19 protein-coding genes are annotated in these 22,434 nt (G+C 67.9%); 12 read left to right on the top strand and 7 right to left on the bottom strand.

The window, feature by feature from the left end; translation table 11 throughout:
- Window positions 1–28: 28 nt before the first annotated feature.
- Window positions 29–727: a haloacid dehalogenase type II gene (locus LKD76_RS14320; RefSeq protein ID WP_227981820.1), complete on the bottom strand. Its 699-nt coding sequence runs from the start codon at window positions 725–727 to the stop codon at window positions 29–31.
- Window positions 728–903: 176 nt separating this feature from the next.
- On the opposite strand from LKD76_RS14320, the gene LKD76_RS14325 reads away from it, so the two are divergent.
- Together LKD76_RS14325 and LKD76_RS14330 are read left to right on the top strand one after the other, a co-directional pair.
- Window positions 904–1,623, top strand: a complete 720-nt coding sequence (locus LKD76_RS14325; RefSeq protein ID WP_227981821.1) for an oxygen-binding di-iron domain-containing protein — start codon at window positions 904–906, stop codon at window positions 1,621–1,623.
- Between the two features lie 143 nt (window positions 1,624–1,766).
- Window positions 1,767–2,318 carry a hypothetical protein gene (locus tag LKD76_RS14330; protein WP_227981822.1) on the top strand — a complete coding sequence of 184 codons (552 nt, stop codon included), beginning with the start codon at window positions 1,767–1,769 and terminating at the stop codon, window positions 2,316–2,318.
- Window positions 2,319–2,338: 20 nt separating this feature from the next.
- Here LKD76_RS14330 and LKD76_RS14335 read toward each other — a convergent pair whose 3' ends face one another.
- Window positions 2,339–4,006 (bottom strand): FAD-binding dehydrogenase, encoded by a 1,668-nt coding sequence (locus LKD76_RS14335; protein ID WP_227981823.1) that lies wholly within the window; start codon window positions 4,004–4,006, stop codon window positions 2,339–2,341.
- A 128-nt stretch (window positions 4,007–4,134) separates the two neighbouring features.
- On the opposite strand from LKD76_RS14335, the gene LKD76_RS14340 reads away from it, so the two are divergent.
- A complete protein-coding gene (locus LKD76_RS14340; RefSeq protein ID WP_227981824.1) occupies window positions 4,135–5,418 on the top strand; it encodes a winged helix-turn-helix domain-containing protein in 1,284 nt (427 codons plus the stop codon).
- Here LKD76_RS14340 and LKD76_RS14345 read toward each other — a convergent pair.
- Window positions 5,396–6,436 (bottom strand): bile acid:sodium symporter family protein, encoded by a 1,041-nt coding sequence (locus tag LKD76_RS14345; protein ID WP_227981825.1) that lies wholly within the window; start codon window positions 6,434–6,436, stop codon window positions 5,396–5,398. The genes LKD76_RS14340 and LKD76_RS14345 overlap by 23 nt on opposite strands.
- A gap of 71 nt (window positions 6,437–6,507) precedes the next feature.
- Between LKD76_RS14345 and LKD76_RS14350 the strand changes: the two genes are divergently transcribed.
- The 8 genes from LKD76_RS14350 to tpiA all read left to right on the top strand — a co-directional run bounded on the left by LKD76_RS14350 (window position 6,508) and on the right by tpiA (window position 16,021).
- The gene (locus tag LKD76_RS14350) at window positions 6,508–7,362 is read left to right on the top strand and encodes a LysR family transcriptional regulator (protein ID WP_227981826.1); all 855 of its coding nucleotides are present in this window, start codon (window positions 6,508–6,510) and stop codon (window positions 7,360–7,362) included.
- Between the two features lie 87 nt (window positions 7,363–7,449).
- On the top strand, window positions 7,450–9,504 hold the full coding sequence (gene uvrC, locus LKD76_RS14355) for an excinuclease ABC subunit UvrC (RefSeq protein WP_227981827.1): 2,055 nt from the start codon (window positions 7,450–7,452) through the stop codon (window positions 9,502–9,504).
- Window positions 9,505–9,607: 103 nt separating this feature from the next.
- Entirely contained in the window at window positions 9,608–10,543 is a 936-nt protein-coding gene (rapZ, locus tag LKD76_RS14360) for an RNase adapter RapZ (protein ID WP_227981828.1), read from the top strand.
- Entirely contained in the window at window positions 10,540–11,634 is a 1,095-nt protein-coding gene (locus tag LKD76_RS14365) for a gluconeogenesis factor YvcK family protein (RefSeq protein ID WP_227981829.1), read from the top strand. The genes rapZ and LKD76_RS14365 overlap by 4 nt, the downstream gene beginning before the upstream one ends.
- Window positions 11,625–12,608 carry a DNA-binding protein WhiA gene (whiA, locus tag LKD76_RS14370; protein WP_025350672.1) on the top strand — a complete coding sequence of 328 codons (984 nt, stop codon included), beginning with the start codon at window positions 11,625–11,627 and terminating at the stop codon, window positions 12,606–12,608. The genes LKD76_RS14365 and whiA overlap by 10 nt, the downstream gene beginning before the upstream one ends.
- A 380-nt stretch (window positions 12,609–12,988) precedes the next feature.
- Window positions 12,989–14,008, top strand: a complete 1,020-nt coding sequence (gene gap, locus LKD76_RS14375) for a type I glyceraldehyde-3-phosphate dehydrogenase (protein WP_030514032.1) — start codon at window positions 12,989–12,991, stop codon at window positions 14,006–14,008.
- 4 nt (window positions 14,009–14,012) lie between these two features.
- Window positions 14,013–15,233 carry a phosphoglycerate kinase gene (locus LKD76_RS14380; protein ID WP_227981830.1) on the top strand — a complete coding sequence of 407 codons (1,221 nt, stop codon included), beginning with the start codon at window positions 14,013–14,015 and terminating at the stop codon, window positions 15,231–15,233.
- A 2-nt stretch (window positions 15,234–15,235) separates the two neighbouring features.
- On the top strand, window positions 15,236–16,021 hold the full coding sequence (tpiA, locus tag LKD76_RS14385; protein WP_227981831.1) for a triose-phosphate isomerase: 786 nt from the start codon (window positions 15,236–15,238) through the stop codon (window positions 16,019–16,021).
- Window positions 16,022–16,114: 93 nt separating this feature from the next.
- Here tpiA and LKD76_RS14390 read toward each other — a convergent pair whose 3' ends face one another.
- Window positions 16,115–16,957 carry an SAM-dependent methyltransferase gene (locus LKD76_RS14390; protein WP_227981832.1) on the bottom strand — a complete coding sequence of 281 codons (843 nt, stop codon included), beginning with the start codon at window positions 16,955–16,957 and terminating at the stop codon, window positions 16,115–16,117.
- Window positions 16,958–17,068: 111 nt separating this feature from the next.
- On the opposite strand from LKD76_RS14390, the gene LKD76_RS14395 reads away from it, so the two are divergent.
- A complete protein-coding gene (locus LKD76_RS14395) occupies window positions 17,069–18,244 on the top strand; it encodes a cytochrome P450 (RefSeq protein WP_227981833.1) in 1,176 nt (391 codons plus the stop codon).
- Window positions 18,245–18,251: 7 nt separating this feature from the next.
- Here LKD76_RS14395 and LKD76_RS14400 read toward each other — a convergent pair whose 3' ends face one another.
- From LKD76_RS14400 to LKD76_RS14410, 3 genes are all read right to left on the bottom strand, one after another.
- Window positions 18,252–20,480, bottom strand: coding sequence for a thiamine pyrophosphate-dependent enzyme (locus LKD76_RS14400; protein WP_372465808.1), 2,229 nt, complete (start codon window positions 20,478–20,480; stop codon window positions 18,252–18,254).
- Between the two features lie 68 nt (window positions 20,481–20,548).
- Window positions 20,549–21,229: an FMN reductase gene (locus LKD76_RS14405; RefSeq protein WP_227981834.1), complete on the bottom strand. Its 681-nt coding sequence runs from the start codon at window positions 21,227–21,229 to the stop codon at window positions 20,549–20,551.
- 39 nt (window positions 21,230–21,268) lie between these two features.
- Window positions 21,269–22,408: an LLM class flavin-dependent oxidoreductase gene (locus LKD76_RS14410; protein ID WP_227981835.1), complete on the bottom strand. Its 1,140-nt coding sequence runs from the start codon at window positions 22,406–22,408 to the stop codon at window positions 21,269–21,271.
- Between the last annotated feature and the right edge of the window lie 26 nt (window positions 22,409–22,434).

A 22,434-nucleotide genomic window follows, 5' to 3' on the forward strand; every position in this document is an offset into this window, starting at 1 on the left:
CTTTCGACGCGGTGCGCGCGGTACCGGCTCAGCATCCCAGCTGGTCGGCGAGATCCTCGAAATCGGTGGCGTTGACATCGAATTCGTCGCTGAATTCGGTGTCCGCCAGGGCCGGATCGCCGAATTCGAGGGGCCGCGAGACGAACGCGGTGCGGAATCCGAGCCCGGCCGCGGCCCGGATGTCGTACTTGTGGCTGGCCACCATCATGATCTCGGCCGGTCGCGCGCCCAGATAGTGCGCCGCCATCCGATAGGCGCGGGGATCGGGTTTGTGCGCGCCGGCCATCTCGGCGGTGAATATCGCGTGCCACGGGAAATCGCAGTGCCGGGTGATGGAGACGACGGCGTCGACATCGGCATTCGACAAGGTCGCGAGGGTGTAGCGGGTGCGCAGACGGGTCAGCCCCGCGACCGCGTCCGGCCACGGGTCCAGGCGTTTCCAGGCCGAATTGAGTTCGGTGCGGGCCCGCGAACCCAGATCCAGACCGCGCGCGGCGAGGATCTCGTCGAGCGCCGCGCGGTAGATGGAATCGACGCTGATCCACTGATCCCCCATCGCGGCGGTGCCACGGAAGTAGGCCGCGCGCCACTCGTTGACGAATCCGGGCCACTCGACGTCCGGATAGCGATCGCCCAGGGCCGCGCCGACCGCCCGGGCGATGGTGGTGTGGAAATCGGTCGCGGTGCCCTGGACGTCGAACAGCAGTGCATGCGGCCGATCGCTCATGACGGCGATCGTATCGCCGTGCTCGTCGCTCCGGACCGGCCGCGGCGGCCCCGAGGATCGACCTATGGGTGTGAGCTGGATAACATCGGTGTGCCGGGGATCGATGTCGCGGACCGCGGTCCATGCCGCGTCCGAACGATGTGTCGCCCACGCACGGTCCGGATGGGAGCGAAATCATGCAGAGCCGTACCGATGAGATAGCCGACCGCATCTACCGGATCTCGACCTTCGTGCCGGAGGTCGGGCCGACCGGATTCACCTTCAACCAGTTCCTCGTCGTCGACGAGGAGCCGCTGCTGTTCCACTGCGGAATGCGTGCGCTGTTCCCGCTGGTATCCGAGCGGATCAACGCGATCGTGCCCGTCGAGACCCTGCGCTGGATCACCTTCGGCCATGTCGAGGCCGACGAATGCGGGGCGATGAACATGTTCCTGGCCGCCGCACCCGACGCCCAGGTCGCCCACGGCGTGCTGGGGTGCGAGGTGTCGATCAACGATCTGGCCGATCGCCCGCCCCGGCCGCTGGCCGACGGCGAGGTGATCGAACTGGGCGAGCGGCGCATCCGGCATATCGATACGCCGCACGCGCCACACAACTGGGAGTCGCGGGTGCTGTACGAGGAGACCACCGGGGTGTTGTTCTGCGGTGATCTCATGACCCAGGTGGGTGACGGTCCCGCGCTCACCGAATCCGATGTCGTCGGCCCCGCGTCCTTCGCAGAGGACGTCTTCGGCGCCACCTCACTCGGCCCCGCCGTGCCGGCCGCACTGCATCGTCTCGCGGATCTGACTCCGTCGACGCTGGCGATCATGCACGGATCGAGTTTCGCCGGGGACGGCGCCACCGCACTGCGCGAGCTGGCCGCCGATTACGAAAGGCGTTTGGCCCCGGTGTGATTCGCGGCGCGGGCGCGCACCGACCGAGGGCGCGGGAGAAGGTCGCGGCCCCGCCCCGGCGTTTGGCGCGTGTCGTTCGACCGTCGATCGGCGTTGCGCGGCCCTAGACTCGGCACACACATTCTCGACGGAGGTGATCGGCGGTGCACCCACACGATCCGCGTGACCCGCACACGACGCGATACGACAGTGGTTATCAACCGGGTAGTTACCAGGAACCCGGATATCAGCAGCCCTATCGATCGCCCGGCGGGCAGCCCGCGCCGCGGCGAGAGCCCGAGATCAATCTCGGCATGTTCGCCGGCGGCGTGCTCGCCACGGCGGTGGTGACCGCGCTGGCGGCCTGGCTGTGTGCGTGGATCATCGACGTCGTGGCCACTCGTGCCACCGAGAGCGGCAAGTTCGGGGTCTGGAATCCGATGGCCGAGCAGGGCTACTGGTTCGCCGTGGTGGCGTTCATGTGCGCCCTGCTGGCCGGTGTGCTCTGGTACCTGCTGCATCTGGGCACGCCGTCACCGGATATGTTCTTCGCCTGGATCGTGGGAATTCTCATCGCCGCCGCGGTGATCATCCCGCTGACCCTGTCCAACGACATCTGGGTGGGCGTCTCCACCGCAATCGAACATCTGGTGATCGGGCTGCCGATCTTCAGCCTGACCCGGGCGGTGGGCGCCAAGAGCATCGTGGCGGGCTGACCGCCACCCGGGCGGCATCATCAGCGCGGCAGGCGAGCCATCGCGCGTCCGGCCGCGCGCCCGGAGAAGATGCACCCGCCCAGGAAGGTGCCCTCGAGGGCGTTGTATCCGTGCACGCCGCCGCCGCCGAATCCGGCGACCTCGCCGGCCGCGTACAGCCCTGGGAACGGTGTCCCGTCGGCGCGGATCACCTGTGAATCCAGATCGGTCTGCAAGCCGCCCAGGGTCTTGCGGGTCAGGATGTTCAGGCGGACCGCGATGAGCGGGCCGTGGGCGGGATCGAGGATGCGATGCGGTGCCGCGACCCGGCCGAGTTTGTCGCCCAGGGACCGGCGGGCGTTCGCCACCGCCATCAGCTGCGCGTCCTTGCTGTACTTGTTGTCCAGTTCGCGGTCGCGCGCGACGATCTGGCGCTCCATATCTGCGAGATCCAGCAGTGGGCCGCGGGTGATCTCGTTCATGCCGCGTACCAGTTCGGCCAGGGTATCGGCGACCACGAAGTCGACACCATGCTTCTTGAACGCCTCGACCGGGCCGGGTGCGCCCTTGGCGGCCCGGCTCTTGAGGGTGAGCTTGAGATCCTTGCCGGTGATATCGGGATTCTGCTCCGATCCCGAGAGCGCGAACTCCTTCTCGATGATCGACTGGGTGAGCACGAACCAGGAGTAGTCGTATCCGGTGGACAGGATCTCGCGCATCGTGGCGTTGGTGTCGAAGCCGGGGAAACACGGTGCGGGCAAACGCTTTCCGTTCGCGTCGAACCACAGCGACGACGGTCCGGGAATGATGCGAATGGCGTGATCGGGCCAGATCGGATCCCAGTTGTTGATGCCCTCGGTGTAGTGCCACATCCGGTCACGATTGACGATGCGCCCGCCCGCGGCCTCCGAAATCGCCAGCATGCGCCCGTCGACATGGGCCGGCACACCGGAGATCATGGTCTGTGGGCAGGGACCGAGGCGGTCGGCGGGCCAGTTCGCCCGGATCAGATCGTGATTGTGGCCGATACCGCCGGACGAAACCAGGACCGCTGCCGCGCGAAATTCGAACTCGCCCACCATCGTTCGTGACGACGCCACACCGCGATCGAGTTCGCTCGGTTCGAGGACGCCGCCGCGCACCCCCACTACGGCGTCGTCCTCGACGATCAGTTCGTCGACCCGATGGCGGAAGGCGAATTCGACCAGTCCGCGCTGCTCGGCGGCCAGCACCGGTTCCAGGAAAACGCGGAGTACCTCCGGTCCGGTACCCCAGGTGAGATGAAAACGCGGAACCGAATTGCCGTGCCCGTCGGCGGTGGCGCCGCCGCGCTCGGCCCAGCCCACCAGCGGGGTGACCCGCAGCCCCAGATCGTGCAGGTACCGCCGCTTGTCTCCGGCGGCGAACTCGACATAGGCGCGGGCCCACTGCCGTGCCCAGAGATCCTCGTCGTCGCGATCGAATCCGGCCGATCCCTCCCAGTCCTGCCAGGCCAGGGCGAAAGAATCCTTGATGCCGAGGCGGCGCTGTTCGGGGCTGTCTACGAAGAACAGCCCGCCCAGCGACCAGAACGCCTGACCGCCGAGATTGTTGCGGTTCTCCTGGTCGACGATCAGCACCCGGCGTCCGGCGCGGGTCAGTTCGTAGGCGGCCACGAGTCCGGCCAGCCCGGCTCCGACGACGATGACATCCGGCTGTGACGACGCCACGGGCGCTCCTCCGCATTGGGTGCAGAATGGATACATTCGTGTATCCAACGTGTTCAAAGTAGCAGATATCGATCGTGCGGCGGCCTGCTCGGGTCATATCTGTCGGTGGCTCATGGCAGATTCGGTGCGTGCGCACCATCACCGTCGCCGCGGCCCGTCGCGCCGCGCTCGCCGCCCAGGGATTCACCACCACCGCAGGCCGGGCCGACGGCTCCCGGAGCGTCCCGACCCGGCGGTCGGTGCTCAACGTCGTGCGCGATACCAAACTGCTGCAACTCGATTCGGTCGCGGCGGTGGTGCGCGCGCAGTACGCCCCGGTGTTCAGCCGGATCGGCGCGTACGACCGTGAGCTACTGGACGAGGCGGCATGGGGGCACAGCGCACGCCGGCCACGCCGGCTGGTCGAGTACTGGGCGCACGAGGCCGCGCTGATCCCGGTCGAGGACTGGCCGCTCATGCGGTGGCGGATGGCTGGGCTGGGCCGCGGCCGCTGGGGCCATGCCGAACGCGTACTGGCGCAGAATCCGGAGCTGCCCGATCGGGTGCTGGCGGTGATCGAGGAGATGGGGGCCGGTACCGCGGCCGAGGTGGAGCGGTACCTGGAGCTGAATCGTCCACGGCGGAAGGATCATTGGGGCTGGAACCACAGCGACACCAAAGTCGTGTGCGAGGTGTTGTTCGCCACGGGGCAGCTGTCGGTGGACAAGCGGGTCGGGTTCCAGCGTCACTACGATCTCACCGAACGCGTCCTGCCGGCCGAGGTGGTGGGTAAGCGGGTCGAAGAGGCGGATGCGGTGCGCGAGTTGATCCTTCGCTCCGCCGACGCGCTCGGCATCGCCACCGAGGCCGACCTGTGTGACTACTACCGGCTGCGACGGCGTCATTGTGAACCGGCGCTGGCAGAGCTGGTCGACGCGGGCGAACTCGAACAGGTGCAGGTACGCGGCTGGGATCGACCGGCCTATCTGCGCGCCGGTGCGCGCATGCCGCGCCGCGTGGAGGGGGCGGCACTGCTGTGCCCGTTCGACCCGCTGATCTTCTTCCGGCCGCGCACCGAGCGATTGTTCGATTTCCACTACCGCATCGAGATCTACACCCCCGAGCACAAGCGGGTGCACGGCTACTACGTCTTCCCGTTCCTGCTCGACGGAGAGCTGGTCGCCCGGGTGGATCTGCGGGCCGACCGCGCGACCGGGCGGCTGCACGTGCCGGGGGCTTTCGCCGAGCCGGACCGGCCGCACGCCCGGATCGCGTCCGAACTGGCGGGGGCCCTGCGGGCGATGGCGAGGTGGCTCGGTCTCGAGGCCGTGGTGGTCGGTGAGCGCGGCGATCTGGCCACGGCGTTACGTGCGGAGGTGGATGGGCGGCCGCGCCCCGTGCGGGACGCGGTCAGGGTCGCGGAACGGGCGTGATCGCCGAGACCGCGGGATCGCCGGCCACCGCCGCCGTGCGTGCCGCCTCGCGCTCGTCGGCCGCACGTCCCCACCGTCCGGCCAGCGCGGCGCAGGTGATGAGCTGGATCTGGTGGAAGATCATCAGCGGCAGGACGATCAAGCCCACCGGATGCCCCGCGAACAACACCGTGGCCATCGGCAGGCCGGTGGCGAGACTCTTCTTGGAGCCGCAGAAGATCACCACGATCCGGTCGGCGCGATCGAATCCGAACAATCTCGCCACGCCGGTGGTAACCCCCAGCACGACCGCCAGCAGGACGATCGCGACGCCCACGACGGCCAGCAGCCGGCCGATCGCCAGGCCCTGCCAGACGTGTTCGACCATGCCGGCGCTGAAGGCCGAGTACACAACCAGATAGACCGATCCGCGATCGACCACCTTGGTGAGCGTGGTGTGCGACAGAATCCGATGCAGCTTGGGGCGCAACAACTGGCCCGCGATGAACGGCAGCAGCAGTTGGACCACGATCTGCAGGATCGACATCGGGGAGACGGTAGCGTTCCCGGTGGTCTGCATCAGCAGCATCACCAGCAGCGGGGTCAGGAACACGCCCAGCAGATTCGACACCGACGCGCTCACCACCGCGGCCGCCACATTGCCGCGCGCGATCGAGGTGAACGCGATCGAGGACTGCACCGTGGACGGCAGCAGGCACAGATAGAGCATGCCGGTGTAGAGATCGTCGGTGAGGACGGTCGGAACCAGCAGTCGCATCGCGAGTCCGAGCAGCGGGAACAACACGTATGTCGCGGTCAGCACGGTGGTGTGCAGGCGCCAGTGCCGCAGGCCCGCGAGTGCCTCGCGGGGTTCGAGCCGGGTTCCGTACAGCAGGAACAGTACGGCGATCGCTACCTTGGTGGCCCACTCCAGAACGTCGGCGGCACCGCCGCGCGCGGGCACGATCAGGCCGATGGCCATCGCGGCGAACAAGCCCAGCAGGAATCCGTCGATACGGAGTTTGGCCAGCAATCTCACCACGCTACGGTACGGCCCGTCCAACTGATCGTGAAAGTCGATCGAAGCGATATCTATGAACGCGTAATGTGATGAATATGTTCGACCCCGAACTTCTGCGTACCTTCCTGGCGGTGGAGCGGGCCGGTGGATTCACCGCCGCGGGCCGCATTCTGGGGCTGCGGCAATCCACGGTCAGCGGGCATATCGCCCGGCTGGAGCAGGCCGCCGGACGTGAACTGATTCGCCGCGACACTCGTAATCTGGCGCTGACCGCAGACGGCGCCGCCATGGTCGGTTTCGCGCGCACGATCCTCGACGCGCAGGCCGAGGCCGATCGTTACTTCTCCGATTCCAGGCTCACCGGCCTGATCCGGCTGGGCGCCTCCGACGATCTGGTGGCCCGCGAACTCCCCGATGTGCTGCTGGAATTCCAGCGCTCCCATCCCGGAGTGGATCTGGAACTGATCGTCGGGCTCAGTGAGAACCTCAAGACCAGAATGGCCGCGGGGGAGCTGGATCTGATGGTGGCCAAACGGCTGCCGGGGGAGCGGCACGGTGAACTGCTGTGGCGCGACCGGCTGGTGTGGGCCGGGCGCTCGGGGGTCGGGCCGATCGCCGATCCGGTTCCGGTGGTCACCTATCCACCGCCGAGCCTGACCCGGCACGTGGCGCTGCGTGCGCTCGAACGTGAGGGCAGGACCTGGCGGATCGCGTGCGTCAGTGACAGTCAGCTCGGCCTGCGGGCGGCGGTGCTGGCCGGGCTCGGCGTGGTGGCCCATGCCGAAACACTGCTTCCGCCCGGGCTTTTCGCGGTCGCGGACGAGAAACTGCCGGAACTGGGGGAGCTGGAGTTCGTCCTGCTGCGGCGCCACAGCCGGTTGTCGGAACCCGAACAGGCGCTCTGCGCCGCGATCATCGCCGGTGCGCATCGGATGCATCGGTGACGGGCGCGCGACGCGGCGCGATCGCCGGCGCCGGTGCGTGGTCATGGCGTGCGACCGGTGTCGGTGCCGGTCGTTAACCTGGTTCCCGTGGCAGATCCCGCGACCTATCGCCCCGCACCGGGCACCATTCCCGTCGAACCCGGCGTCTACAAATTCCGGGACTCCTACGGGCAGGTGATCTATGTCGGTAAGGCCAAGAGTCTGCGCAGCCGCCTGAATTCCTACTTCGCCGATGTGTCCTCGCTGCATCCGCGCACCCGGCAGATGGTGACCACCGCCGCGAGCGTGGAATGGACGGTGGTCTCCACCGAGGTCGAAGCCCTGCAGTTGGAATACAACTGGATCAAGGAATTCGATCCGCGCTTCAACGTGCGCTACCGCGACGACAAGACCTACCCGATGCTCGCGGTGAGCATGAACGAGGAGTATCCGCGGGTATTCGTCTACCGCGGCGCGCGCAAGAAGGGGGTGCGCTACTTCGGGCCGTACGCGCACGCCTGGGCTATTCGTGAGACCGTGGATCTGCTGTTGCGGGTCTTCCCGGTGCGGACCTGCTCGGCGGGAGTCTTCAAGCGGCACAGCCAGATCGGACGCCCGTGCCTGCTCGGGTACATCGACAAGTGTTCGGCGCCGTGCATCGGCCGGGTCGACGCGGACGAGCATCGCCGGATCGCGGAGGACTTCTGCGACTTCCTGGCCGGCCGTACCGATCGGATGGTGCGTGAACTGGAACGCCGGATGCAGTCCGCGGCAGCGGATCTGGATTTCGAGACCGCGGCCCGGCTGCGCGACGATGTGGCCGCGCTCAAACGTGCCCTCGAGAAGCAGGCGGTGGTGCTGGGCACCGGTACCGATGCCGATGTGATCGCCTTCGCCACCGACGACCTCGAGGCCGCGGTGCAGATCTTCCACGTCCGCGACGGGCGGGTACGCGGTCAGCGCGGCTGGGTGGTCGACAAATCCGGCGACGCGATCGATACGAACTGGCCGGGCGGCGAAGGCGCCGATACCGCCGCCGGTTCCGGTGAGATGGCCGCCCTGGTCGAGCAGTTCGTCACCCAGTTCTACGGTGAACAGGCCGCTTTCGCCGAACACACCGATACCGAGACCCCGGCCACCGCGGTTCCGCGCGAGGTGCTGGTGCCCGAACTGCCCGGTGATCCGGAGCAGGTGCAGCGGTGGCTGTCGGATCTGCGCGGCTCCGCGGTGGCCCTGCGGGTGCCGCAACGCGGCGACAAGAAGGCGCTCATGGAGACGGTCCAGCGCAACGCCCACGAGGCGCTGGCCCAGCACAAGTTGAAGCGGGCCGGCGATCTGACCGCGAGATCCGCTGCGCTACAGGGCATTCAGGACGCACTCGATCTCGACAGCGCACCGCTGCGCATCGAATGTGTCGATATCAGCCATGTGCAGGGCACCGATGTGGTGGCTTCACTGGTGGTGTTCGAAGACGGTCTGCCGCGCAAATCCGAGTACCGCCACTACGCGATCAAGGAGGCTGCCGGCGAAGGCCGCTCCGACGATGTCGCGAGTATCGCCGAGGTGACCCGACGCCGGTTCCAGCGGCTGCGCCGGGACCTCGACGAGTTGAGCGGGCCACCGCCGCAGGAGTCGGCGGCGGCGCCGGGCACGACCGATATCGAGGCCGAACCGGCGGATCTGCCGCCCGGAATCGACCCCCGGACCGGCCGCCCGCGCAAGTTCTCCTATCCGCCGAATCTGTACGTCGTCGACGGTGGCGCCCCACAGGTGGCCGCGGCCGCCGAGGTGCTCGACGATCTGGGTATCACCGATGTCGCGGTGATCGGGCTGGCCAAGCGCCTGGAGGAGGTGTGGGTGCCGGGCGAACCCGATCCGGTGATCATGCCGCGGACCAGCGAATCGCTGTTCCTGCTGCAGCGAGTGCGCGATGAGGCCCACCGCTTCGCCATCACCTTCCACCGCAGCAAGCGCTCCCGGCGGATGACCGCCTCGGCGCTGGACTCGGTCCGCGGCCTCGGTGAGGCGCGCCGCACGGCGCTGGTGACCCACTTCGGTTCGGTCGCCAAACTCAAGCAGGCTACGGTGGAGGAAATCACCGAGGTGCCCGGTATCGGGGTGGCGACGGCCAAGGCCGTACTCGCGGCACTCAACTCCGAATGACGTCTCGATCACGGCTCGGTTTCGCCCGCAGTGTGTGCGTCGCCGCGGCCGGTACGGGCGGGCAGGATGATCGAATGGCAGCCATGGACGGACCCGATAGGACATGACGAGCGTCGAATCCAACCCCAGCGCGAGTACTGGCACGCGGCCCGATGCACATCCGGTGGAGGTGGTCATCGTCACCGGCCTGTCCGGTGCCGGCCGTGGCACGGCGGCCCGGGTCCTCGAGGATCTGGGCTGGTATGTCGCGGACAACCTTCCGCCCGAACTGATCGGCAGGCTGATCGAGCTGGGTGCCGCGGCCGATCCGCCCATCACGAAATTGGCCCTGGTCATGGACGTGCGCAGCCGGTTCTTCACCGGTGATCTGTCCGGTGTGACCGATCAGTTGCGGGCCAACGGAGTGCGCACCCGGCTGCTGTTCCTCGAGGCGTCCGACGATGTGCTGATCCGGCGGTTCGGCTTCGCGCGCCGCCGGCACCCGCTGCAGAGCGAGAGTGCCGATGGCACCCTGTCGGAGGGGATCGCCGCCGAGCGGCGTGCGCTCTCGAAGGTGAAGACCGCCGCCGATCTGGTGATCGATACGACGGCGCTGTCGGTACATCAGCTGCATCGCAAACTCGAGGAGGCCTACGGTGGCGGTGCCCCGGCGGCCCTGCAGGTGACCATCCAATCGTTCGGATTCAAATACGGCGTCCCCCTGGACGCCGACATGGTTTTCGACGTGCGATTCCTGCCGAATCCGCACTGGATTCCGGAACTGCGCGAACACACCGGCCAGGATGATGTGGTCAGCGAGTACGTTCTGTCCCGGCCCGGCGCCGAGGACTACGTCGATACCTGCCGCCATCTGGTCGACCTGACCACCAGCGGCTACCGCCAGGAGGGCAAGCGATATATGACCGTGGCAGTGGGGTGTACCGGTGGTAAGCACCGCAGCGTGGCGATAGCCGAGGAGCTGGGTGAACTGCTGGGCCGGCCCGACAGTGCCTCGACCGATGTCGTGCGGGTGGTCCACCGGGATCTGGGGCGCGAATGAGCGACGCGGAACCGGCCGAGGACACCTCCGTACACGGACAACGGGAACCGGATCCCGCGAGCGATCCCGCAGTGGTGGCGCTGGGGGGCGGGCACGGGCTGTACGCGACGCTGACCGCCGTGCGCCGGCTCACCGAGCGGATCACCGCCGTCGTCACCGTCGCAGACGACGGGGGATCCTCGGGGCGCCTGCGCTCCGAGCTGGGCATGCTGCCTCCGGGGGACCTGCGTATGGCCCTGGCCGCCCTCGCGGAGGACCCCGAGGGTGTCTGGGCCCGCACCGCCCAGCACCGCTTCGGTGGCACCGGGGCGCTGGCCGGGCATTCGGTCGGCAACCTCGTCCTGGCCGGACTGGCCGAGGTGCTCGGCGACCCGGTCGCCGCGCTCGACGAGATGGGCGCGATCCTGCGCTGTACGGGCCGGGTCCTGCCGATGTCGCCGACCGCGCTGACGATCGAAGCCGATGTCTCCGGCCTCGAGGCCGACCCCAGGGTGAGTCGCTGCATCCGAGGTCAGGTGGCGGTGGCGACCACGCCGGGGAAGGTGCGCCGGGTGCGGCTGATCCCGTCCGACCCGCCGGCCAGTGTCGACGCGACGTCCGCGATCGGGCACGCCGACGTCGTCGTACTGGGTCCGGGATCGTGGTTCACCAGCGTGATTCCGCATATGCTCGTGCCCGATCTGCGGACGGCGCTGATGCAAACTCAGGCGGTGAAAGTGCTGGTCCTGAACCTGGCGGCCGAGCCCGGAGAGACCACAGGATTCTCCGCCGAGCGGCATGTGCATGTATTGTCCCAGCACGCACCGGATTTCGCTGTCGACCATGTGTTGGTGGACTCCGGCTCCGTACCCGAGGGTAGGGAGCGCGAACATGTGGCAAGAGCTGCCGAACAGCTGCGTGCGCGAGTAACCTTCGCTGATGTCGCCGAGGCGGGGACGGACCGGCACCACCCTGGAAAGTTGGCCGCCGCACTGGATCAGGTGATCCGCCAACCTCGGCCGGAATTGGCAGGGCTTCGAGTCGAAGGACGGCATCCGGTCCAGCAGGTGCGGTCCGTGTCGGGTGGAAAGGAGCGGGTCTCGTGGCGATGACAGCCGAGGTGAAGGACGAGTTGAGCCGTCTGTCCGTCTCGCAGGTGAGCGCACGCAAGGCGGAATTGTCGGCACTACTCCGGTTCGCCGGTGGTCTGCACATCGTGGGCGGTCGGGTGATCGTCGAGGCAGAGGTCGATATGGGTTCGATCGCGCGGCGGTTGCGCCGCGAGATCTTCGAGCTCTACGGCTACGGATCGGATGTGCACGTGCTGGGTGCCGGCGGATTGCGCAAGACGTCCCGCTACGTCGTTCGGGTGTCCAAGGAAGGCGAGGCGCTGGCGCGCCAGACCGGGTTGCTCGATGTGCGCGGTCGCCCGGTCCGGGGTCTGCCCGCGCAGGTCGTCGGCGGCAGCATCACCGATTCGGAAGCGGCGTGGCGTGGGGCCTTCCTGGCTCACGGTTCGCTGACCGAGCCCGGGCGCTCGTCGGCGCTCGAGGTGAGCTGCCCCGGTCTCGAAGCGGCCCAGGCGCTGGTGGGCGCGGCCCGCCGAATGGGTATCTCGGCGAAGTGGCGCGAGGTGCGCGGTACCGATCGGGTAGTGGTCCGCGACGGTGAGGCCATCGGTGCGCTGCTCACCCGGATGGGTGCGCAGGACACGCGCCTGACCTGGGAGGAGCGCCGCATGCGGCGCGAGGTCCGCGCCACCGCGAACCGCCTCGCCAACTTCGACGACGCGAATCTGCGCCGCTCGGCACGTGCGGCGGTGGCCGCCGCGGCCCGGGTGGAGCGGGCGCTCGAGATCCTCGGCGACGATGTGCCCGACCATCTGGCCGCGGCCGGACGGTTGCGGGTGCAGCACCGGCAGGCCTCACTGGAGGAACTGGGGCAGCTGGCCGACCCGCCGATGACCAAGGACGCGGTCGCCGGTCGTATCCGGCGCCTGCTGTCGATGGCCGATCGTCGCGCGAAGGAACTCGGCATCCCCGATACCGAGTCGGCGGTCACCGCCGAGCTGCTCGAAGACGCCTGAATCCGCGAACCGCCGACTTCCGGTCAGCGGCGGCCCGTGTCGTTCGGGGGTTCGCGAACCGCGTTGTGGCGCAGCAACGGTGCGGTATCCACAGGCTCGTGGCCATCCACAATCGGTGCTGCGGCCTGCCGTCGGGGCCGGTCCGGTGCGGTAGTGTCGGGCATCCGAATCGGTGGGCCGGAAACGGTCCGCGGGGGTGTTCGAGGCAGGGGTTCGAGCACGCCGCGACGAGCGGTCCTGGTGGATCGGTCACCGGTTCGCGGTGGTAGTGGGCCCGAGGACGTGCTCACTGCGTGAGGGGCGTGTCCGTGATGTTATGGCCGGGCATTAGGGTGGTCTGGCATCGGAATGAATCCGCTTGAAAGCTGAGGAGCGATAACGTGACTGTCCGGGTAGGCATCAACGGCTTCGGTCGTATCGGACGTAACTTCTTCCGGGCGGTGGAGGCGCAGAAGGCGCTGGGCACCACCGACATCGAGATCGTCGCGGTCAACGACCTCACCGACAACGCGACCCTGGCCACGCTGCTGAAGTACGACTCGATCCTCGGCCGGCTGCCGCAGGACGTCTCGCTCGACGGTGACGACACCATCGTGGTCGGCGACCAGCGGATCAAGGCGCTGGCCATCAAGGAGGGCCCGTCCGCACTGCCGTGGGGCGATCTGGGTGTCGACGTGGTCGTCGAGTCGACCGGTATCTTCACCGACGCGACCAAGGCCAAGGGGCATCTGGCCGCGGGCGCCAAGAAGGTCATCATCTCCGCGCCCGCCAAGGGTGAGGACCTGACCGTGGTCATGGGTGTCAACGACAGCCAGTACGACGGCAGCCAGAACATCATCTCCAACGCGTCGTGCACCACCAACTGCCTCGGCCCGCTGGCCAAGGTCCTCAACGACGAATTCGGCATCGAGCGTGGCCTCATGACCACGATCCACGCCTACACCCAGGACCAGAACCTGCAGGACGGCCCGCACAGCGACCTGCGTCGTGCCCGTGCCGCCGCGCTGAACATCGTGCCCACCGGTACCGGTGCCGCCAAGGCCATCGGCCTGGTGCTGCCCGAGCTGCAGGGCAAGCTGGACGGTTACGCCCTGCGCGTGCCGGTCCCGACCGGCTCGGTCACCGACCTGACCGCTACGCTGCGCAAGTCGGCCTCGATCGACGAGATCAACGCCGCCTACAAGGCCGCCGCGGAGGGCCCGCTGAAGGGCATCCTGAAGTACAACGTCGACCCGATCGTGTCGAGCGACATCGTGACCGACCCGCACTCGTCGATCTACGACGCGCCGCTGACCAAGGTCATCGATGACCAGGTGAAGGTCGTGTCGTGGTACGACAACGAGTGGGGCTACTCCAACCGCCTCGCGGACCTGATCGGCCTCGTCGGCAAGTCGCTGTAATCCCATGGCAGTCAAGACCCTTCAGGATCTCCTGGCCGAGGGTGTCGAGGGTCGGGGCGTGCTCGTGCGCTCCGACCTGAACGTCCCCCTCGACAACGGCGTGATCACCGACCCGGGCCGCATCCTGGCCTCGGTCCCCACTATCAAGGCGCTGGCCGAGGCCGGGGCCAAGGTCGTCGTCACCGCTCATCTGGGCCGCCCGAAGGGTGAGCCGGATCCGGCACTGTCGCTGGCGCCCGTGGCCGCGAAGCTCGGCGAAGAGCTGGGCCGCAACGTGCAGCTCGCCGGCGATGTGGTGGGCCAGGACGCGCTCGCGCGTTCGGAGGGCCTCACCGACGGTGATGTGCTGCTGCTGGAGAACATTCGCTTCGATCCGCGCGAGACCAGCAAGGACGACGCGCAGCGGCAGAAGCTGGCTCGTGCGCTCGTGGAGCTGGTCGGTGACGACGGCGCGTTCGTCTCCGACGGATTCGGTGTGGTGCATCGCAAGCAGGCCTCGGTCTACGACGTGGCACAGCTGCTGCCGCACTACGCGGGCACACTGGTGGCAGCGGAGGTCGACGTGCTGCGCAAGCTCACCACCGAGACCGAGCGCCCCTATGCGGTCGTGCTGGGTGGTTCCAAGGTGTCGGACAAGCTCGCTGTCATCGAGGCGCTGGCCCCCAAGGTCGACACCCTGGTCATCGGCGGCGGCATGTGCTTCACCTTCCTTGCCGCGCAAGGCATCTCGGTCGGATCCTCACTGCTGCAGGAGGAGATGATCGACACCTGCAAGGATCTGCTGGAGCGTTTCGCCGACGTCATCCACCTGCCGGTGGACATCGTGGCGGCCGATGAATTCGCGGCCGGCGCGGAGTCGAAGACGGTGGCGGCCAACGAGATTCCCGATGGCTGGATGGGCCTGGACATCGGCCCCGAGTCCGCGAAGCGGTTCGCCGCCCTGCTGACCGAGGCGAAGACGGTGTTCTGGAACGGCCCGATGGGTGTGTTCGAGTTCGAGGCGTTCGCCGCGGGCACTCGGGCGGTCGCCGAGGCCATCGTGACGGCCACCGGCAAGGGCGCGTTCACCGTGGTCGGTGGTGGCGACTCGGCCGCGGCCGTGCGCACACTCGGCCTGCCGGAGGACGGGTTCTCCCATATCTCCACCGGTGGCGGCGCCTCGCTGGAGTATCTCGAGGGCAAGCAGCTTCCGGGCATCGCGGTCCTCGAAGACGGGCAGGTGTGACCATGGCACGCAAACCGCTGATCGCCGGTAACTGGAAGATGAACCTCAATCACCTCGAGGCCATCGCTCTGGTGCAGAAGATCGCATTCGCCCTGCCGGACAAGTACTTCGACAAGGTGGATGTCACAGTCATCCCGCCGTACACCGATATCCGCAGTATTCAGACCCTCATCGAGGGCGACCGGTTGCGGCTCACTTTCGGTGCCCAGGATGTCTCGGTGCACGAGTCGGGCGCCTACACCGGTGAGGTCAGTGCGGCCATGCTGGCGAAGCTGTCGTGCAGTTTCGTCGTGGTCGGCCATTCGGAGCGGCGGCAGTACCACAACGAGGACGACGCCACCGTGCTGGCGAAGGCCAAGAAGGTGCTGCAGTACGAGATGACGCCGATCGTCTGCATCGGTGAGGGCCTGGGTGTGCGCGAGGCGCAGACTCATGTCGCGTACAACCTCGAGCAGTTGCGCGGTTCGCTCAAGGGCCTGACCGCGGAACAGATCGCCAAGGTCGTCATCGCCTACGAACCCGTCTGGGCTATCGGCACCGGTCGTGTCGCGACCCCGGCGGATGCGCAGGAAGTCTGCGGTGCGCTGCGGACCGAATTGGTGGATCTGGCCGGTGAAGAGGTCGCGGCGAGTGTCCGCATCCTCTACGGCGGCTCCGTGAACGCCAAGAACGTCGGCGAATTGATCGCATCGCCCGATATCGACGGTGCTCTCGTCGGTGGCGCCTCGCTGAAGGGTGACGAATTCGCCACCCTGTCGGCGATCGCCGCCGGTGGCCCGCTGCCCTGATCGCCGCGGGCGCTCAACCGCCTCGAGCACAACATGTCGGCCCCGGTACCAATGGCGGTACCGGGGCCGACGTATGAGATCAGGTGTTCGACCTCAGGGCTTGCGGGCCACCGCGCCGAGCATGGACACCGCTTCCGGCCGCGGGTGGGGGCGGTGGGACTCGGTGGGCCAGTTGATGACCGACACGATTCCGGGGTCGACCAGTTCCAGACCGGTGAAGAAGCGGCCGAACTCGGCGGTCGAACGCAGCTGGAACGGAATGCCGCTGCGCTTGTTGGCCCGCACGCTCTCGGCGAGGTCCTCCTCGGACAGGTGATCGCTGGTCGCGTGCGACATCACCAGATAGCTGCCCGGCGCCAGGGCGTCGGTCAATCGCCGTACCACCTCCAACGGCCGGTCGTCGTCGGTGAAGAAGTGCACCACCGCGAGCATGATCAGCGCCATCGGCCGGGACGGGTCCACAGTGGCGAGCACATCCGGATGGGTCAGAATCCGCTCCGGGTCGCGGGCGTCGGCCTGCAGATACGTGGTAGCGCCGGCGGCGGTGGAGTCGAGCAGACTCTGGGCGTGCAGGGCCACGATCGGGTCGTTGTCGACGTAGACGATGCGAGATTCGGGCGCCGCCGCCTGGGCGATCTCGTGGACATTGCCCGCGGTCGGCAGCCCGGCTCCCAGATCGAGGAACTGGCGTATTCCGGCCTGTGTGGCCAGGTACCCGACGGCCCGGTGCAGGAACGCGCGGTTCTCGAGCGCGGCGATCTGGACACTGGGGAAGGCCTCCGCGACAGCCTCGGCGGACGCGCGATCGGCCTCGAAATTGTCCTTACCGCCCAGCCAGTAGTCGTAGCGGCGGGCTGGATGCGGAGTGGTGATGTCGATTCCGGGGGGAGCCACCGGATCCACGTGTGGACCCTGTGATCCGTTTTCCGGTTCCATGACATCTCTCCTCTCGTCGTCGACGACGCGCGGTGATCGACTACTGTCATCCTGTCAGCTCGGATGACGAACCGGCGCGGCAACCTGCCGTGCGGCTGGGGAGGCTCGAAGATGTCAGTGCAATTCAGTCCGTACGATTTCGGCATCCACGACGACCCTTATCCCGTGTACGCGCGACTGCGGGCGCAGGCCCCGGTGTTCCGCAATACCGACGACGACTTCTGGGCGCTGTCACGCTACGCCGATGTCATTGCCGCGCTGCGTGATTCGGATCGTTACTCGAGCGCCAACGGGTTGCGGATGGAACCGGCGTTCTGGGGGCCGCAGGCCGAGCAGTTCTTCTCGTTCGTGGCGATGGACCCGCCGAAGCACACCCGGATGCGTGGCCTGGTCACGCGCGCGTTCACCGCCCGGCGGGTGCAGGCGCTCGCACCCAGACTGCGGGAGATCGCGACCGATCTGCTGGCACCGCTGCTGGAACGCGGCAGTTTCGACCTGATGACCGAATTCGCGGGCCCCTATCCGACCGAGGTCATCTCCGAACTGGTCGGTGTTCCGAGTGCGGATCGCGATCTGGTGCGCAAACTCGGGATGGAGATCATGTACACCGAGGAGGAGTCGACCGATCTGCGGCCCGAGGCGATGCAAGCGATCGGCGCACTCGTCGGCTACTACACCGAGCTGACCATCGAACGCAGTAAGCACCGCACCGACGATCTGCTGTCGGGGCTGTTGGACGCCGCCGACGGTGATGACCGGCTCAGCCCGGAGGAGATCGTCGGTGTGCTGATCCTGCTGGTCGGCGCCGGGATCGAAACGACCATGCTGACTCTGGGCAATATCTGGCACGCCGCGTGGTCGCATCCCGATCGGCGGGTCGAGGCCCTGGGGCGCGTCGACGACTGGATCGCCGAGGGCATGCGCTACGACCCGGCGACCCAGTCACAGCTGCGCACCACCACCGAGCCGATCGAACTGCACGGGGTGACCGTTCCGGCGGGCGCGCGGATGCTGCTCCTGACCGGGGCCGCCAATCGCGATCCCGAGGTCTTCGACCGGCCCGACGTCTTCGATCTCGATCGCGACACCGGCAACGCGCTGGTGTTCGGCAGCGGACGTCATCACTGCCTGGGCTCGAATCTGGGGTTGCTGGAACTTCGGACCGCACTCGGGGAGATCAGCTCGCGAGTCGCCGACTACGACATCGATCCGGCCGGAGCGCGCCGCATTCACTCCTCCAATAATCGCGGATTCGCGAATCTGCCGACGACGGTCACCCCGCGCTGACGGCCGGTCACGTCGGATCTTGAGCGGGACGCAGCAGCCGGGTGGCCGCGGTGACGATCGCCGTCTCGCTCAGCAGCACCAGATCGGCGGCCGGGCCCAGCGGTACGAACGTGTCGTCACTGGTGACCCGTGCCAGGCGTCCGTCGAAGCCGCTGTCGATCAGCGCCGCGCACACCGATTCCGAGACACCGCCGCTGCGGCGGGTCTCGTCGGCGACGAGAACCGCACCGGTCGCGGTGGCGTGGTCGCGCAGATCGCCGACGGGAAGCGGTGTGAGCCAGCGCAGGTCGAGCACGCGGGCGTGAATGCCGGCGGCGGCCAGTCGCCGCGCGGCGCGCAGGCTCATCGGCACGCCGTTGGCGAAGGTGACGATCGTGAGATCGGTACCGTCGCCGTGGATTCGAGCTCGGGCGAACGCGCCCGGCTCCTCGCTGGGAACGGCCGACCAGCGGTCGTCGCCGGACTCGAACAGATCCCGCGTGTGATACAGCGCGATCGGTTCGAGGTACAGGCATACTCTTCCGTCGGCGCGGGCGATCTCCACACAGCTGCGCAGCAGGGCCGCGGCATCGTCGGCGCGCGCGGGCGTCGCGACCACCAGTCCGGGGATGTCGCGCAGTGCGGCAACGGAATTGTCGTTGTGGAAGTGCCCGCCGAAGCCGCGCTGGTAGGCGAACGAGGCGATCCGCACGACCATCGGATTGTGGTACTGCCCGGCGGAGAAGTACGACAGGGTCGCCGCCTCACCGCGGATCTGGTCGAGCGCGTTGTGGAGGTAGGCCAGGTATTGGATCTCCGGAATCGGCACGAATCCCGCCAGTCCCGCTCCCAGCGCGGTACCCAGCACACTCTGTTCGTCCAGGAGCGTGTCGAAGACACGCCGTGCGCCGAACGTTCGCTGCAATCCCTTGGTGACGCCGTATACGCCACCCTTGCGGCCCACATCCTCACCGAAGACCAGCAGGTCGGGATCGTGTCGGAGTAGAACGGCGAGAGTATGGTTGATCGACTGCGCCAGGGTCGTGGGGGAGCGATCGGAGTCCGGCGATACTTCGTCGGCCGTACCGGAAGCCGGTGTCGTAGTGAAGGTTTCGGTCGGTGTCGTGATGCCGGGCCGAACCGGCGGGTAGGCCAGTGGTGCGCGCACCTCGGCGGCCGAGGCCAGACGCGGCGCCCCGTCCAGCCGCGCGGCAATCGCCGCGACCCGGGCGCCGATCGCGTCGTAGCGGCTCAGCACCTGGTCGGCGCTCGCCGCACCGGCCTCGATCAGCAGGCGAGCGGTCGCCGCCACCGGATCGCGCCGACGATCGGCCTCGATATCGCTCGCGCTCCGGTACGCGGTCTCCACATCCGATCCCGCGTGCCCGAACAACCTGACGGTGCGCAGCCGCAGCATCGCAGGTCGGCGGGTGCCGCGCACCCAGCGCGCGGCCTCCTCCGAAACCGACAGGGCGGCAAGCAGGTCAGATCCATCGGCGTCGAAATATCGCAGGCCCGGCCGTGATCCGTAGATCGTTTCGATCCAGTCCGGGGGAGTGGGCACACTGATGCCGATGCCGTTGTCCTCGCACACGAACAACACCGGCATCGGAATGCCCTGGTGCGCGGTGTGAATCGCGGTGTTGACGGCACCGGTGGCGGTCGAGTGGTTGGCGGAGGCATCGCCGAGAGTGCACAGCACGACAGCGTCCGCCGGCCACGGCGTGTCTCGGCCCAGGCGCCGGGCACGGTCGAGTGCGAAGGCCAGCCCGACCGCCCGCGGCAGATGCGAGGCGATGGTGGAGGTCTGCGGAATCACCGCCGCGGCCCGGTTGCCGAACACCTTGTGCCGCCCGCCCGCGATCGGTTCCGCCGCGGCGGCGATCACCCCGAGCAGCACATCGCGGATCGGATCCAGCCCCGCGATCCGGTGGCAGCGATGAACGAAGAACGCTCCCGAACGGTAGTGCAACAGTGCCGGATCGGAGGGTCGCAGCGCGTGCGCGAGTGCGACATTGCCCTCGTGTCCACTGGATCCGATGCTGTAGAAGCCTGTGCCGGCGGCGGTGAGTCGCCGGGCCGTGAGATCCAGATGCCGGCTGGTGGCCTGGGCGTCGAACAACTCCAGACAGGTCGCGACTGTGATCGCGCTCCCGGGCACGACCGCGTCGGCACCGCCGCGCGGCGGACCCGGCGGTACCGCGGTCACCGTGGCGCGCAGCAGATCGTCGAGTAGTCGTTCCGGTCCGGCCGTCACCACTCCATCATCGCGGCGATCGCGGGATCGGCACGGCATTTCCGCGGTGACGGGCCCCGCGGCCGTGACTACCGCTGGTCTGCCCGCTGGTGTGGCTGCTCTACGTGACCGGTGTGCCCGGCCAGGAGCTTGCTGAACGGTGTCACCTCACCCAGCTGGTTACCCGACCGGCGTGGCCGGGCGGGTTCGGGCAGGAACCCCGCGACAGCGGTCGGCACCGCCACCACGAGGGCGGCGAATTCGGCGGCAGCGCGATGGATACGTTCGCCCAGTCCGGTCGATCCGAAATCCTCCGTCGCGGCGAAGACCCCGGTCGGCACCACGACTGCCCGCAGATAGGTGAACAGCGGCCGCATCGCGTGGTCGAGCACCAGCGCGTGCCGGGCGGTACCGGCGGTCGCGGCTATCAGGACCGGCATCGCGTTGAGTGCCTCGGTGTCCAGCACATCGATGAACATCTTGAACAGGCCCGAATAGCTCGCCGCGAAGACCGGTGTGACGGCGATGAGGCCGTCGGCCGCCGACACCTTCTCCCGCGCCGCGGCCACCGCGGGTGTGGGCAGCCCGCCGGAGACCATGGTGGCGGCGAGATCGGCAGCCAGATCCCGCAATTCGATGATCTCGATATCGACGGCCTCACCGCGCGCGGCGACCGCGGCGGAGACGGCATCGGCGAGCTGGTCGGCGAGCAGGCGCGTGCTCGACGGCTGCGACAACCCGGCGGTGAGTACGACGACAGTGTACGACATGGGTTTTCGTCCTCGTTTCGATGCTGCGGAGGTCTGTGGTCAAGCCTGTTCGGCGGCGGCGAGCAGCCGCTCCCGGGCCGGCTCGACCAGGTGATGCGGCGCGTCCGGTCCGGCGGCCACCAGCGAGGCGTGGGTCGGGGGATCGCTGGGAACGTGTGCGGGACGGCGCAATTCGAATTCCTTGCGCAGCACCGGCACGACTTCCTCGCCCAGGATCCGGACCTGCTCCAGCGCCACGTCGAGGGGCAGTCCCGCGTGGTCGATCAGGAACAGCTGCCGCTGGTAGTCACCGGCGTAATCGGCGAAGCCCAGTGTCCGTTCGATGACCTGCTCCGGGGTGCCCACCGTCAGCGGCGTCATTTCGGTGAAATCCTCCAGCGACGGACCGTGCCCGTAGACCGGAGCGTTGTCGAAGTACGGCCGGAAGAACTTCTTGGCCGCGGCCTCGGTCTCGGCCATGAACACCTGCCCACCGAGTCCGACGAAGGCCTGATCGGCCGCGCCGTGACCGTAGTGCTCGAACCGCTGCCGGTACAGCCGAACCATCTGCTCGGTGTGTTCCTTGTTCCAGAAGATGTTGTTGTGGAAGAAGCCGTCACCGTAGTAGGCGGCCTGTTCGGCGATCTCGGGGGAGCGGATGGAGCCGTGCCACACGAACGGCGGGGTGCCGTCCAGCGGTGCGGGGGTGGCGGTGAATCCCTGCAGCGGGGTGCGGAACTGGCCCTGCCAGTCGACGACGCGTTCGCGCCACAGCCGGCGCAGCAGGTGGTAGTTCTCGATCGCGAGATCGACGCCCTTGCGGATGTCCTTGCCGAACCACGGATAGACCGGTCCGGTGTTGCCGCGTCCCATCATGAGATCGACGCGTCCGCCGGACAGGTGCTGCAGCATCGCGTAGTCCTCGGCGATCTTCACCGGATCGTTGGTGGTGATCAGCGTGGTCGAGGTCGACAGCTGCAGTTTCTCGGTGCGGGCGGCGACCCAGCCGAGCATGGTCGTGGGCGAGGAGGGCACGAACGGCGGGTTGTGGTGCTCACCGGTGGCGAACACGTCCAAGCCGACCTTCTCGGCCTCGAGTGCGAGACGCATCATCGCGTCGATGCGTTCGCCCTCGGTGGGCGCGACGCCCGTGGTCGGGTCGACGGTGACGTCGCCGACGGTGAAGATACCGAACTGCATGGCCGCCTCCTGGTTGTCTGATCAAA

This window comes from Nocardia spumae (genome assembly GCF_020733635.1).
GTDB classification, from domain to species: Bacteria; Actinomycetota; Actinomycetes; order Mycobacteriales; family Mycobacteriaceae; genus Nocardia; species Nocardia spumae.

Coding starts and splice junctions, on each gene's coding strand:
- LKD76_RS14320 (WP_227981820.1), bottom strand. CDS start 727: ATGAGCGATCGGCCGCATGCACTGCTGTTCGACGTCCAGGGCACCGCG.
- LKD76_RS14325 (WP_227981821.1), top strand. CDS start 904: ATGCAGAGCCGTACCGATGAGATAGCCGACCGCATCTACCGGATCTCG.
- LKD76_RS14350 (WP_227981826.1), top strand. CDS start 6,508: ATGAATATGTTCGACCCCGAACTTCTGCGTACCTTCCTGGCGGTGGAG.
- rapZ (WP_227981828.1), top strand. CDS start 9,608: ATGACGAGCGTCGAATCCAACCCCAGCGCGAGTACTGGCACGCGGCCC.
- LKD76_RS14365 (WP_227981829.1), top strand. CDS start 10,540: ATGAGCGACGCGGAACCGGCCGAGGACACCTCCGTACACGGACAACGG.
- LKD76_RS14380 (WP_227981830.1), top strand. CDS start 14,013: ATGGCAGTCAAGACCCTTCAGGATCTCCTGGCCGAGGGTGTCGAGGGT.
- tpiA (WP_227981831.1), top strand. CDS start 15,236: ATGGCACGCAAACCGCTGATCGCCGGTAACTGGAAGATGAACCTCAAT.
- LKD76_RS14390 (WP_227981832.1), bottom strand. CDS start 16,957: ATGGAACCGGAAAACGGATCACAGGGTCCACACGTGGATCCGGTGGCT.
- LKD76_RS14395 (WP_227981833.1), top strand. CDS start 17,069: ATGTCAGTGCAATTCAGTCCGTACGATTTCGGCATCCACGACGACCCT.
- LKD76_RS14405 (WP_227981834.1), bottom strand. CDS start 21,229: ATGTCGTACACTGTCGTCGTACTCACCGCCGGGTTGTCGCAGCCGTCG.
- LKD76_RS14410 (WP_227981835.1), bottom strand. CDS start 22,408: ATGCAGTTCGGTATCTTCACCGTCGGCGACGTCACCGTCGACCCGACC.